This window comes from Lacipirellula sp. (assembly GCF_965279485.1).
Lineage (GTDB): Bacteria > Planctomycetota > Planctomycetia > Pirellulales > Lacipirellulaceae > Lacipirellula.
This window is the reverse complement of the sequence record NZ_CBDIIC010000002.1, coordinates 696,364-708,559: the sequence shown is the minus strand read 5'-3', so window position 1 is coordinate 708,559 and position 12,196 is coordinate 696,364. Positions and strand designations below refer to the sequence as shown.

General features: G+C 60.0%; 15 protein-coding genes. 5 read left to right on the top strand and 10 right to left on the bottom strand.

What is annotated here, in order from left to right; all coding sequences use genetic code 11:
* Positions 1 to 45: 45 nt before the first annotated feature.
* The 4 genes from ACQY7R_RS10390 (at position 46) to ACQY7R_RS10375 (ending at position 2,488) form a co-directional block, all read left to right on the top strand.
* Positions 46 to 255, top strand: coding sequence for a YezD family protein (locus ACQY7R_RS10390; protein WP_428305534.1), 210 nt, complete (start codon positions 46 to 48; stop codon positions 253 to 255).
* Positions 256 to 429: 174 nt separating this feature from the next.
* Positions 430 to 882, top strand: a complete 453-nt coding sequence (locus tag ACQY7R_RS10385; protein WP_428305533.1) for a hypothetical protein — start codon at positions 430 to 432, stop codon at positions 880 to 882.
* A 139-nt stretch (positions 883 to 1,021) separates the two neighbouring features.
* Complete coding sequence (locus ACQY7R_RS10380) at positions 1,022 to 1,435, top strand: hypothetical protein (protein ID WP_428305532.1); 414 nt, start codon at positions 1,022 to 1,024, stop codon at positions 1,433 to 1,435.
* A gap of 48 nt (positions 1,436 to 1,483) precedes the next feature.
* Positions 1,484 to 2,488, top strand: coding sequence for a DUF1559 domain-containing protein (locus tag ACQY7R_RS10375; protein WP_428305531.1), 1,005 nt, complete (start codon positions 1,484 to 1,486; stop codon positions 2,486 to 2,488).
* Between the two features lie 137 nt (positions 2,489 to 2,625).
* On the opposite strand, the gene ACQY7R_RS10370 is transcribed toward ACQY7R_RS10375, so the two are convergent.
* The 10 genes from ACQY7R_RS10370 to ACQY7R_RS10325 all read right to left on the bottom strand — a co-directional run bounded on the left by ACQY7R_RS10370 (position 2,626) and on the right by ACQY7R_RS10325 (position 10,982).
* Positions 2,626 to 3,126 (bottom strand): DUF2752 domain-containing protein, encoded by a 501-nt coding sequence (locus tag ACQY7R_RS10370; RefSeq protein ID WP_428305530.1) that lies wholly within the window; start codon positions 3,124 to 3,126, stop codon positions 2,626 to 2,628.
* Between the two features lie 3 nt (positions 3,127 to 3,129).
* A complete protein-coding gene (locus tag ACQY7R_RS10365) occupies positions 3,130 to 3,978 on the bottom strand; it encodes a ubiquitin-conjugating enzyme E2 (RefSeq protein ID WP_428305529.1) in 849 nt (282 codons plus the stop codon).
* Positions 3,975 to 5,321 carry a trypsin-like peptidase domain-containing protein gene (locus ACQY7R_RS10360; protein WP_428305528.1) on the bottom strand — a complete coding sequence of 449 codons (1,347 nt, stop codon included), beginning with the start codon at positions 5,319 to 5,321 and terminating at the stop codon, positions 3,975 to 3,977. The genes ACQY7R_RS10365 and ACQY7R_RS10360 overlap by 4 nt, the downstream gene beginning before the upstream one ends.
* Positions 5,322 to 5,363: 42 nt before the next feature.
* A complete protein-coding gene (locus tag ACQY7R_RS10355) occupies positions 5,364 to 6,065 on the bottom strand; it encodes a hypothetical protein (protein ID WP_428305527.1) in 702 nt (233 codons plus the stop codon).
* Positions 6,066 to 6,101: 36 nt separating this feature from the next.
* Positions 6,102 to 6,635 (bottom strand): zf-TFIIB domain-containing protein, encoded by a 534-nt coding sequence (locus ACQY7R_RS10350; protein WP_428305526.1) that lies wholly within the window; start codon positions 6,633 to 6,635, stop codon positions 6,102 to 6,104.
* 88 nt (positions 6,636 to 6,723) lie between these two features.
* Complete coding sequence (locus ACQY7R_RS10345) at positions 6,724 to 7,797, bottom strand: FHA domain-containing protein (protein WP_428305525.1); 1,074 nt, start codon at positions 7,795 to 7,797, stop codon at positions 6,724 to 6,726.
* Between the two features lie 56 nt (positions 7,798 to 7,853).
* Positions 7,854 to 9,086 (bottom strand): Mov34/MPN/PAD-1 family protein, encoded by a 1,233-nt coding sequence (locus ACQY7R_RS10340; protein ID WP_428305524.1) that lies wholly within the window; start codon positions 9,084 to 9,086, stop codon positions 7,854 to 7,856.
* Positions 9,083 to 10,279, bottom strand: coding sequence for a HesA/MoeB/ThiF family protein (locus tag ACQY7R_RS10335; protein WP_428305523.1), 1,197 nt, complete (start codon positions 10,277 to 10,279; stop codon positions 9,083 to 9,085). The genes ACQY7R_RS10340 and ACQY7R_RS10335 overlap by 4 nt, the downstream gene beginning before the upstream one ends.
* Positions 10,280 to 10,299: 20 nt before the next feature.
* Positions 10,300 to 10,638, bottom strand: coding sequence for a hypothetical protein (locus tag ACQY7R_RS10330; RefSeq protein WP_428305522.1), 339 nt, complete (start codon positions 10,636 to 10,638; stop codon positions 10,300 to 10,302).
* A 68-nt stretch (positions 10,639 to 10,706) separates the two neighbouring features.
* On the bottom strand, positions 10,707 to 10,982 hold the full coding sequence (locus tag ACQY7R_RS10325; RefSeq protein ID WP_428305521.1) for an EsaB/YukD family protein: 276 nt from the start codon (positions 10,980 to 10,982) through the stop codon (positions 10,707 to 10,709).
* A gap of 315 nt (positions 10,983 to 11,297) precedes the next feature.
* Here ACQY7R_RS10325 and ACQY7R_RS10320 point away from each other — a divergent pair, with 315 nt between their 5' ends.
* Entirely contained in the window at positions 11,298 to 12,080 is a 783-nt protein-coding gene (locus ACQY7R_RS10320) for an LssY C-terminal domain-containing protein (RefSeq protein WP_428305520.1), read from the top strand.
* Positions 12,081 to 12,196 lie beyond the last annotated feature (116 nt).

Below are 12,196 nucleotides of genomic sequence, written 5' to 3'. Positions count from 1 at the left end.
ACCGGACTCCAATCTGCCGCTAATTATGCACGGAAGACCATTGCGATGAATCACTCGCCCCAAACTTCGCCAGCACCGGCTGCGAGCCGCATGCCGACCGACGACGAACTCCGCGAAGTCGCGGCGTCGCTGCGCGGGATGCGCTTCGGTTCCGTGACCATCGTCGTTCAAGACGGCGTGATCATCCAGATCGACAAGACGGAGAAACGCCGTCTCCGCAATCGCCGCGATACGCACGAGAATGGCCAATCGTAGGCGCACGCCCGTAGCGCCTGCTCGCCCGCGGAAGCAGGCGAGCATGATTGACTCGCTCACCGTTTAAGTGGAATGGCCTACTCGCTCCCCGAGAGGCGTTCCCAGCACTACATACTCCCCTACTCACTCCCACCGGATATACCGGAGGCTCGATGAGTTCGACGAAATTCCGTCATGCTCGCGCCTCCACAAAAATCTGTACTCAACGGCGATAACTACCGTTTCGCCCTTCGCGCCGCGTTGCTCGGCGGGATTGGCGTACTCGCGGGCAGCTCGTTGTCCAATTCACGTGCATCGATCGAGCAGACGCACTACGCGATCTCTGGCTCGATTTCCATCAACGGCGCTCCCGCCGAGGACGCCATCGTGTCGCTCCATCCTGTGGCCCCGCTGCGCTGGGCCTACGTCGCTCCGCGTTGTCGCGTGCGGAAAGACGGAACGTTTGAAATCAATACGACGCGAATCAAAGAGGGCGCCGATGCGAGCCTGTACGCACTGACGATTGAATCGCCGTGCGTTCCCGCTCGCTATCGCCGACCCGACGCATCGCCGCTGCTGCTACGCGTTGCCGACGGCCCTTACCAGTTGCCGCCGGTCGAAATCGGCGTCGGCGGTGATCGCCTGTAGATCGAACCTGGCAGCGTCGCGGCGGTAGCGACGGACTGCAATGTGTTGAAATATGAGAATTGAAACTGAAGGACCCACAGAAATGAATCTGGAGTGTTGCAAGACGAAGAGCGTCAGCCGCCCGGGAAGGCGGCATGACGTGGGATTGCTCAGTGCAGTGATCGCGGTGGTCGCGCTCGCCGGCTGCGGAGAGGCGAAACCGCAGCAAGTGCAGGTCTTCCCCGTGAAGGGAACGATCACGTTCAAGGGCGAACCCACCGTGGGCGCTACGATCGGACTTCACCCCAAGAATGCGCCGGTGGAGGCGTACCCTTCGCCACGAGCAAGCGTGGGGGTCGACGGATCGTTCAAAGTGAGCACTTATGCTGGCGGAGACGGAGCGCCGGAGGGCGATTACGCCCTGACTGTCATATGGTACAAGCCAGTGAAGAATGGCAACGACGTCACTTCGGGCCCGAACGTCATTCCTGTTAAGTACATGAAAGCTGAAACTACCGAACTCGAATTCAAAGTTACGGCTGGAGAGAACACGATCCCGCCCATTCAACTCTAGTCGCTAGTCGAATACGAACAAAATCACTATTCAGGGGAGGAAATTTATATGTCTCGCAAACGTCACGCATTTACGTTGGTGGAACTACTAGTCGTTATCGCGATTATCGGCGTGCTCGTCGCGCTGTTGCTGCCCGCGGTTCAGGCAGCTCGCGAAGCGGCGCGCCGCGCAGAATGCACGAACAAGATGAAGCAACTCGGCTTGGCTGTGCTGAACTACGCAGATGCAAAGAAGACGTTGCCCGTGAGCGCACGGCAGGTCGGGGCTACCACCGGCCCGCGCATTGCGGCGCTCACGCGGTTGCTGCCTTACTTAGAGCAGCCTGCCATGCTACAGCGGTTCGACCTCACGCAGAACTGGAGCGCTGCGATCAATCTCCCCGTCGTCAGCACGCCGCTCAGCGTTCTCTCCTGTGGTTCTGATCCAGAGGCGTTTGAGCGCCTCGACGGCGTTCCTGAAAACTCGCCGTGGTCGCCGACGACGTCGGCAAATACAGATTATTCTGCAACCGTTTGGGTCGATCGTCGTCTGGGGCCCGATGGTGGATTGACGCTTATCGACGTTACGGGGACTGTGACGAACGAAGGCAATTATCCGGGAATGCTTGAATACAACAACACGGCGGTGAAGTTGAAGGACGTCGTCGACGGTACCTCGAATACGATCATGTGGGCCGAATCGGCCGGACGTCCGTTCATCTATCGTCGCGGCATCCAGTTCACGGGCGACCTGACTACCGCTCGCGTAAATGGTAGCGGCTGGGCTCGTCCCGCGTCGGAATTGACAATTGATGGAGCAACAGCTGACGGCACGACCCACCTGGGCACTTGCGCCGTCAATTGCGCGAACGGTTTCGACGGTGCGACCGAATTTCCGTATAACACTGGATACTACATCACTTACGGAACGAGCGAAGTCTATTCCTTCCATCCTGGCATCGCCAATCACACGTTCGGCGACGGTTCAGTTCGGTCGATCAACGAAAATGTTGACATTCGCGACTATGCCAAACTGGTGACCCGCGCGGGCGAAGAAGTGAATCCGAATCTCTAAGACGTCAGCGAGATCAGCTGATTGCTTTGTCGCGATCGCTAAACGTGAAATCATGAAGGGCCGTAACGGCAGCAGAGGCAGCCAGTTCGTTCGTCCCGCATCGAGCCGCCTTCCCAGCATTGGGGAGGCGGCGTTTTTTATGGCTGCAATACGCCGTCGACCATGCCGATCACCCAGTTGGCGATTAGCGCTGCAATCAGAAAGCTTCCGAACCATGTCGGCCAACGACGCTCGGCGATATTGCCCTGCCGAAGCTGGCGAAGTCGTATGATGCGGTAAGGAATTTGGCTCGCCGTCGCGAAAAACATCAACCATCCGAGCCGATGGAAGCGAAACGATTCGGCGACTTCGCCGGACGCCAACGCAACGAAGCTGCGCGTCAGTCCGCAGCCGGGACACTCGATGCCGAGCAGCGCGCGGCTCCCGCACATCGGCGGCAGCGAGTCGAACGGAAGCCACGAGGCGCTAACCCGACCGCCGCCGTTAACTCGCAGCAGGAATGCCGCGCTGAGCACGCCGACGCTCAAGATGAGCATTGTCCAATGTCTGTCGAGTAGTTCAGCCCGGCGTCGTTGCAGTCGGCTGTTATCGTCCGCGCTATCGACGATGTTCGACGCAGAGATCGCATCGGGGGCCATCGGTCAACTCGCGACGAAAACTTGTTGGCACTTGCGGCAGCGAACGCGACGGCCCGCACTGTCCTGCCCCACTTGATAGGCTGCACCGCAATTAGGGCAGACAATCGAAACTGAATCATGCGCCGCTGGCGGTTGCGCCGGCGGGGCGGAATCACGCGGAGAGGGCGCAACGCTGCTCGCCGCGACCACCGTCGTTGGCGGCGGCGATGGGGGCGCGATTGGCTTCAGCGGAGCCGGTGGAGCGGCTGGAGCAGCAGTCTTCAGCGCTAGTCGTTGCGCCAGTGTGAGCGGCGGCGCTTCATTCGTGGTAGGCGTCGCTGCTGCTGCGGTCGCGGGCGTCGCCGATTTAGCCGCAGGAGCCGTCGTCAGGGCGGACGCTGCCGGCTGCTCATCCTCGACGAGCAAGCTAACGCGATCAAGCGGCAACCGCTCCTTGTTCTCCTCTACCCATCTGGCCGCTTCGCCGTTGAGCGGGCTCTTCACATTGTAACTCTGGTAGGCGAGCATCTCGCCGATGCGAGTGACGATCGATTGCAGCGACTCGCCGGCGCCCCAGTGATCGCCCACGCAGATCGCGTGCGGAGCGATGTTCGGATGGAAGACCGGCGTCAGCATCCGACATTGGGGCGGCGTCCGCGGATACGCGAGCGGGAGCGAGATTTCGACGATGTGACTCTGCACCGGTTGCGGTTCGCCGCCGACCATGCGGATGCTCTTGATTTGCATCTCAAGCTGATAGCGCTCAGGCGGATCGCCTTCCGCCTGAATCAATTTCAGTCGGGGGTGGCGGCGAACATAGTCGCACAGACGTTCGTGATCGGCCTTCAAGCGGCGCAGTCGCACGGCGCTCATTCTGCTGGTTCCTCGGTGACCTTTGAGTCGCGCGACTCCGTTTGATCCTGCGTGCCGGGCAACTCCTCCTTCGCGGGAACAGGAGTCGAATTGATGCGACGCAGGCCGAACTTATCGGGGATGAGTTCCAGCAGCGTCGGGAACGAGATTGCAAATCCTAGTCCCTCGGCGACGCGCTTGTCGCCGGTCATCGTATTGATGCCGATCAGTTTGCCATCGGCGTCGTACAGGCCGCCGCCGCTGTTGCCGGGATTGATCGGCGCCGTGCTCTGAAGAATGCGGAAATCAAATGCTCCTTGCGAGCGGCGGCGGATCTGCGAGATGCTGCCGGACGAGTGGGTCCACCCGAGTCCGTGCGGATTCCCCACCGCAAACACGGCGTCGCCAATGTGCGGCGTCTCGTCGCCGTTCCAGACGGCTTCGCGCACCTGATCGACGGCGCCAATGAGCGGCATCGCGATGATCGCCAAGTCAACGCCGTGCGGCGCCACCCACTCGACGCTCGCGGGCCCTAACGACTGCTCCACCGTCATCACATTTAGGTCTGCCATCTCAGCGACGTCGGGCGCCTCGACTTCAGCCGAAGGGTTTTCGCTGAAATCTTCGTCGATAACATGCCGGTTGGTGACGATGTAAGCGGAGCCGTCTTGAATTTTAAGAATCACGCCCGACCCTAGACCTTGACGTCCTAACCCAAAATTCGACTGGATCAGCACGTTGGCCCGCATCGCGCGGGAGATGCGATCGGGCAACTCATTGAGCGACTCTGGATCGATGGAAAATTCGCTCATCGCCACGACGCCGGTCGCGGAGCCGCCGTAGTACTTGTACAGTGCGAACGACCAGCCAACGACGTCGAGCATGCCGATGAAAATGGCGGCGACGGCCAGGGGCATCCCCTTGCGATTGGAGGCGTGAGCGACCAGCGCGATGCAAGCGACGACGATGGCGGCGAGCCCCGTCACGAGTCCGAACAACGGAATCCCCGCGATCGCTATGCCGAAGGCCCAGAGCGCGATCCGATTCCAGCGCGGCGGCGGTTCGGGCGCCGGCTCGTAGGTACGATGCTGCACTGGCGGCGGCAACGGCGTCGCGGCCGCGAGGTCGGCATGAGAGATGGCGATCGTTTCGATGGGCCGCGGTTTGGCGAACGTGCCGGAGCGGGCGCATTGGTACGACCCGCATCCTCCGCCAGCCTGCCAGCACGCTTCGTGATGGACGGCGCCGCAGCTCGTGCAGAGCGCCGTCGAATCGTGGAGCTGCAGCTCTCGGCTGCAGTGCGCGCAAAGAGCTCCCGCTTCTCGTTCGCCTGCTGTTAAAAGTTTTGGATTTGCTTCGCTCACACGAATGTCCTGAATCGTATCACGTCAGCCATGCGGCAGATTTCACGGCAGCAGAGCGATCACTATGAACAATAACGAATAAACGCACGACAGGCCGAGCGCCGTCCATCCCATGATCTTATACAGCGGGCCGCACTTCGCGAGTTCCTTCCGCCGCGGCAGCAGATAAATCAACGAAATCAGCAGAATGAGCGGCGCCAACACGCCAAATAACGCTACGACGAACAGAGCAGTGACGCTCTGCTGAACCTTTTTCAAATTTTCGCCATCGACCATCTGCAGGTGCAAATCCGTCAATGACATCGGATCAACGGTATCGAACTCCGTCTGGCAGTAACGGCAGCGCAACGCGATCGCTTTGATCGTTTCGCCGCAGACCGGGCAGCGTTTCGTATCGCCCCAGGCGGTCAAGGGAGCCTGAGTCGTATGTTCCGACTTATCAATCGCCGGCGCTTGCTTGCAAGCAAACGTGCCGCAACCGCCCACCTCCCCCCAGCACTCTTGGTGATGAACGATCTGACAACTCGGGCAAGTGACGCACTTTTCCGTGGCGCCGATCGCCGTCTGGCAAATCGGGCAAACAATTTCATGCGTCGCGTCGAGCGTTGTTGCCGTCAGCGTCACCGCGTCGGCGGTTAACGCTAGCGGCGTTTTGCACTGCGGGCAGCGAAAGGCGCGCTCGCCCGAGCCGGCCGGCACTCGGATTTTCGCACCACACTCGCACTGAACGCTCGACGCTTCCATCGATGTGCTCTCTTAATTCGCTTGGGTCCAGGCGGCTTAGCGAGCCATCGATTCGATGATGACTCGAAGCGCTCCGAACAGAAACTGCACCGCGATGGAGACTAGGAACATTTTCTTTCCCTTGGGCTTACCTTGGATCATCCAGACGATGCCGATGATGCAGCCAATGCCAGAGCAGAGAATCGCCAGGATCCATTCGCCCGCCGTAAGGTCGGAGTCGCCGTCGGCCGCTGCCCGGGCCTTCTTTTCCTTCTTCCTTAACGCGGGATCGAATGTCTCCCCGCAGTAGCGACACTTTACCGCGTCGCGCATGATCATCTCGCCGCAGGCGGGGCAAGGTTTACGATCATTGGCTTCCGGCACGACTGGCCCGCTGGAGAGCTCGTCGTCGGTGAACGCCCCCAAAGGGTTAGGCTCCGCCTCAAGCTCGTATCCCCCGTCGGCCGGCGCGGGGGGCATGGGGATTTCGATGACGCCGCCGCACTTGGGGCATTTGGCCCGTTTGCCGGCGGAAGAATCGGCGGTCTTAAGCGTTGTTTGACACCCGGGGCAAGTAACTTGGATTGGCACGGCAATGCTCTCCGACGCTGAAGAAGTATGAATGAGTTATCGAAAGGCGGAGCGGGATGTCGTCCCTCATGCCCCGCAGGATTGTGCATCAACGCTGCTTGGACGATTCCTTCACCGAGAATTCAAGAACCGTCTTTCCCAGAACGATTTGGTCGCCGTCGCTCAAGGTCGTGCGACTGATTGCGACGCCGTTCACATAGGTTCCATCGGGGGTTTGGCAGTCTTCAATCTCGAACCGACCACCGCGATTCGTGATGATGGCGTGCCGCGGTTCGATCGCATCATCCTTGAACAAGTAGATATCGGCCTTCGGCGAACTCCCCAGGACGGTCGTGTCTTTGAACATAATGAACTGCTTGCCTGCGAGCGGACCCTTGCGCATGAGGAGCCAGGCCGTCTTCGTCCAACCCTCGACTAGTCCGACGAACAACCCGACGAACAGCCCGATGACCGAGAAGCCGACCGCGCGGCTAATTGCGGCGTTGCCATCTTCGGTGAGAAATAGCAGATAGATTGGATCAAACAGCAAACCGCCGACTAGCCCCCCGAGCACAGCGCCGACGACGCCGTTGATGATCACCTTCTTTTCTTTCAAGGCGATCCCTTGGCCGACGCCGGCGGGGATGCTGGCGACGCTCCAGGCCGAAGCGCGGCCCATCATTAAGATCAGCAACCCGATGCCAGTGGGCATGTTGTCTTCCGTCACTTCCGGAGAAACGTTGACGGCGATGGCGCTCATAATCGCAAACACAATTTCGGATGGAAGAAACGCGAGTAGCCCGCCGACGAAGCCGATCCCCAATCCCATCGAGCCGCACAAAGTCGCTCGGCGAAGGTTGCGGCACATGATCCCTTCCGCAGCGCCCAAGAACAAACCGATCCCAGCCGTCACGATCGGAAAAAAGAGGACGTCAATCGGATCCAAGTTCTCAGGATCTCGAATGGCGTCGTCGTACCACGGCTCGATACAAGCCCACGCGGCAAATCCGCCAAGCGCCGAGGCAATGGCCAGGTAAAACCAGTTAGCGTAGATCACTCGAATCAGCCAAGGCTGACGGCCAATCTCGCCGACGTCGCGTTGCAGATATTTCTGCATTTCGACGTAGTCGTTGATCTCAGGGCGTTGGAGATCGGCAGAGGTGATGCGAATGGGGTCGGACATGGCGACGTATAAAAGAGGATATGGCTTGCGGCGCTGAATGCAGACTCAGGCGGCGATCAGGGCGACTTCGTCTCGGCGCCAGAAGCGGGGGCAGGAGTGTTTTTCGATGGCGATTCCGCCGCAGGAGCTGGGGTAGCAACCGGAGCAGTAGCTTCTTTCTTTGGAGCGGGAACCGCAGGGGCCGTACCTCCAGCGCCGCTAGCCGTCGGATTTTTTCCCGTTGCATCCTGCGGAGGCCGCGCCTCGACTAAGGCTTGATGCTGTTGCTGAATGAGCCGAAGAGCAGTCGCTTTTTCGTCGTCAGTCAACGTGTATCGCTCTTCCACGCGCTCCAGCATCTTTTCCGTGAACATCAGACTGTCGTTAAGGCTTTTCAGTTGCTTCGCCGCAACTACCGCTTCCTCTTCGGAGAGTTTATCCGTCGGTTGAGGTAGCTTCTGGGCGGCGAGGGCGATTGACTGAGCGTTCTTCCGCAAGAGCGTTAAATCATTTTCTAGGCCGATGTTCATGACCTTGTTAACGCTGTAGTGGGAGAGCAGCCCCTCCATCAGCGTTTGTTGTTCCGAGCGATCGCGCGTACTGGCAAGCAGATAGCCCAGCAGGAATACGCCAATCCATCCGAGCATTGTCGTCGCCGTGCCCAGCGACGGCTGGCTGCCGCTTGAAGGAAAAACTGCCGTCGAAGCTTCGCCGTACGCGACTGCCCCTCGACTTGCGGGTGCGCCTTGCTCTCGCGCCACGTTCCGCTGGCTCGCTTCTACCGTGCAAACCTCTGATCCAATCCAGTAGTGCGCGAGCGGAGTCGGCTTGCCCTTCTGCCAGGCGAAGACTCCTTCCAGATCCCGCACGGGGTCGACGACGTAGGCAACCTGCCCTGCCCCGGAAAAGAAATGTTCGTGAATGAAACAGTCGCGGTCGGAAAGAAAGATGCCAAAGTCGGGATGCGAATGGTACCACCCGACGATCCGCTTGTCGGCATACTTCGAGTCCATTTCCTGATTGATCTGCGCCCACGATTCGTGCGTGAAAGTGACCTCAGCAACCTTGCTTGAAGCGTTGTCGCAGCGAATAAAGTTGCTTACCTGGGCGAACGGGCCTAGCTCGTCGCGTCCCCACACCCCGACCAACACGCCGCAGATCTCGACCGACGTATCTTCCTTCGCGTGAGCGTTGACGCCGCGGTGGACTTCGGGCGCCAAGTAAAATCGGAACGGCGCGTGGTAATCGACGGGGAAACGGATCTCCGCTAGCCCTTCGCTCGCCAGATTGCTTACGTCGGTGGTGCTCACATCGATTCCTTGTCGTTTGATAGCGAACGAAGAACGTCGCGCTGATCTCCAGCTAACTCGTAGTAAACGAATCGATCGCCGGCTCTCGCTCCGAGAATATCCCACGCCGGGACGCCGAGCTCTGCCAACGTTCGGTCCGCCAGCGGCGAGTCCGCTGCGAGCGAGTGGTACATACCAGGCGCCCGCGGGGCGCCGCACTTGGGGCAGACGGCGGCGCGCTCCGTCACTTTGCCGAGCGACGCGAGGTGCGGCGTCGTTTCTTGGCACGCTTGGCAGGTGAGCGTCGCCAGCAAATCGTGGTTGAATTCCAGCACTGCGTCGGCGTCCAAATCCTGCTGCGCTCGTTCTAAGACTTCACGCGGAGTTGTGCGATCAACGCTCCAGGGCCTCGCCGTCACTGGCTCCAACGCTTCGTGGCTTGGGCAATCATCGAGCCGCGTGTAATTCACGACATAGCTTTGGTGATACGTCCCATCGAAGACGAACCCCTGACCGGATAGCGTTTCCAAGCCATGCAGTAGCTTCACCGCTTCCTGGACCTGAATGCCGGCGATCACCGACGACGTGGTCGGCGTCGTCGGCGTCTTCCCCTGCTCCATTTCGTTACGCGTCAGCAGTGCGCAGCTTCGCCGCGCTTCGAGCATCTTCCAATCGACCTCGCTCATCGTGCACTCGTAGCATGGCCCGATCGCAGGGTCGAAAACGCGGGCGACGCCGTCGAGTCGCTCGATGGCGCCGTCGATCCAAGGCTTGCCGACCCTTGCCGCAGCGCGGTTAATAGCGACGCGAGCTTCGCGATTGTCGAGGCCGCCGAGAATCACGTCGGCCCAGCGGTACGGCCCCAAGCCCAAATCATAGACGACGTTCGCATACAGCGGCTCGATCCGCAACTGCGGGTAGATTTCCTTCGCTCGCTCCGCGGCGGCGTCGGCCTTCCGGCGGCCGCAGTCGCTTTCCCGGTATAGCACCGACCGCGAAAGATTGCTGTGCTCAATTTGGTCGAAGTCGACCACCAGGATCTGCCCGACGCCGAGCAGCGCGAGATTTTTGATGATTTCGTTGCCGAGGGCTCCGGCGCCGATGACAAGCGCCTTCGCTGAGGCCAGCCGCGACTGATCCCACCAACCGATGAGTTCGAAACGCGAGAAGCGACCGTCGCGTTGATTCGGATCGATGTGGAGGATGTCGCTCATTGCCAGCGCCGCGTGCGAAGTTAAGTAGTTTCAGCCACTACGATGGAGATCACCACAAACATCCAGCAAAGCGTCATCAATCCGCCGGCGATGATCCCGAACCAGGCTCGCCCGCGGCCATGCAACAGCGGGTCGCTGTTGATGCGACCCAACGCGACGACCCCGCAGGCCACCGCTGCCACCCCAAAAGCGATTCCCACCAATGGAAAAAATGCCAGCAGTCCCAAGTAGCCTGCAGCTATGGCCGAGGTTGGACGGCCGACTGGCAACAGCATGCGATCGACCGTCGTGACGGAAGAATTAGCCGCTGCAAGTTGCTTGTCGAGATACGAACGGCAGTGGCGACATTTCTTCGCCACGGCCAAGATCGCTTCGCCGCAAAACGGGCAGGCTTTAGTCTCTTCGAGAGCGGGCATAGGCGAATGGATTACCGGACTCCTGCCGTAATCTCTGGTTGCAGTCGCAAGATATCACCTTCCTTCACGTTGGCCGATTGCAACGTGTCGGAATCGAGCAGTTGTCGCCCAGAACTCTTGTGATGGAACTTGTAGCTCATCATCTGTCCGTCGGGACTGTGCCGCGGCAGGTTCATTCGTTCGATGAGCACGGCGATCAGGCGGTTCACTTCGGCGTCGGTCGGAACCTCCACCAGCTGCCGTTTGTTGCCGGTGGCGTCCCAAACTTCGATCTTGATCTCATTCATTGCGGGCAATCGGCCATGGCCGAGACATGGAGAGGAATTTTGCGTCTGCACTATAGCCACCTTTTGCTCCAATACCTAGAGAAATTGGCGGATCTGGCAAGGCAATTGGCTACCTTCTGCTCGAAGACCTCGCGGGTGCGCAAACGACGGGTAGCTCGGCGGAATCCCGGTTGACTCGGTCGCTGTGCGATGGACGCCGTGCGATAGCCCTCTGAGCCGATCGCACGTTGCTTCCCCTGGCAGCCGTCCGTTAGCATAGAAGCCAGCGGAGACGGACTCAAAAAATGATGCGTACCGGAATCAACCGAAGCGACTATGGCGAACATTCCTCCCGATGCTGAGAAACCCAGCGGCACGCGCGAGGTGGAGAGCGTGGCGGCAGCCCCCGAGCGGCCGCACCGCCGATGGAAACGACGTATGGCTGGTTGGATGCTCATCCTGATTCTCGGTTGGCTCGGCGGAGCGTACCTGTTGCTTCCGCTGATCTGGAAGATCAAAGAATCGCGCCATCCTGCACTTAATGATCTCCCAGACGTCACCCGTGCTGCCGATAACATCCCGGGTGATCCGCTGAATGTCAGCCTGATCGGCTCGGAAAACGATCTCATCAAGGGAATGGCGGCAGCCAAGTGGCTGGAAGCGAAGGCGCTATCGCTGCGGAGCGATCTCAAAATCGCCGAAGCGACCGTCTTCAAACGTCCCGACGACCAGGCGCCGGTGAGCAGCCTTTACCTGTTTGGTCGCAAGGAAGACTTGGCGTTTGAGAAGCAGGTTGGCGACGACCCGCGCCAGCGGCACCATGTGCGGTTCTGGAAAACTGACAAAATCGACCCCGACGGCCAGCCAGTTTGGATTGGCTCAGCCGCCTTCGACAAGGGCGTCGGCCTCAGCCACCGCACGGGGCAGATCACGCACCATATCGACGGGAACGTCGACCAGGAACGCGACGCCCTCTTTGTCGACCTGAACGAGGCAGGCGTACTGAGCGACGAGTACATCGTGCAGCACTTCCACAAGACGCTCGAAGGAAAGAACGGCGGGGGCGACGAATGGCATACCGACGGCGACCTGTACGTCGGGGTGTTGATCGCGGAGTAGCCGCTGCGGTTTTGCCGCCGGCGAATGCAAGCGGAGCGGCTTGAGACTGTTCTGGCGGCGGTTTACGCTGGAATGAGGCTCGCTTTTCTCGCTTCTCATAGGTACCGCCGCGTTGA

What these genes read in the sequence shown, in the direction of transcription:
- ACQY7R_RS10390 (WP_428305534.1), top strand. Translation starts at nt 46, where the DNA reads ATGAATCACTCGCCCCAAACTTCGCCAGCACCGGCTGCGAGCCGCATG.
- ACQY7R_RS10355 (WP_428305527.1), bottom strand. Translation starts at nt 6,065, where the DNA reads ATGGAAGCGTCGAGCGTTCAGTGCGAGTGTGGTGCGAAAATCCGAGTG.
- ACQY7R_RS10365 (WP_428305529.1), bottom strand. Translation starts at nt 3,978, where the DNA reads ATGAGCGCCGTGCGACTGCGCCGCTTGAAGGCCGATCACGAACGTCTG.
- ACQY7R_RS10370 (WP_428305530.1), bottom strand. Translation starts at nt 3,126, where the DNA reads ATGGCCCCCGATGCGATCTCTGCGTCGAACATCGTCGATAGCGCGGAC.
- ACQY7R_RS10345 (WP_428305525.1), bottom strand. Translation starts at nt 7,797, where the DNA reads ATGTCCGACCCCATTCGCATCACCTCTGCCGATCTCCAACGCCCTGAG.
- ACQY7R_RS10385 (WP_428305533.1), top strand. Translation starts at nt 430, where the DNA reads ATGCTCGCGCCTCCACAAAAATCTGTACTCAACGGCGATAACTACCGT.
- ACQY7R_RS10325 (WP_428305521.1), bottom strand. Translation starts at nt 10,982, where the DNA reads ATGAATGAGATCAAGATCGAAGTTTGGGACGCCACCGGCAACAAACGG.
- ACQY7R_RS10375 (WP_428305531.1), top strand. Translation starts at nt 1,484, where the DNA reads ATGTCTCGCAAACGTCACGCATTTACGTTGGTGGAACTACTAGTCGTT.
- ACQY7R_RS10335 (WP_428305523.1), bottom strand. Translation starts at nt 10,279, where the DNA reads ATGAGCGACATCCTCCACATCGATCCGAATCAACGCGACGGTCGCTTC.
- ACQY7R_RS10320 (WP_428305520.1), top strand. Translation starts at nt 11,298, where the DNA reads ATGGCGAACATTCCTCCCGATGCTGAGAAACCCAGCGGCACGCGCGAG.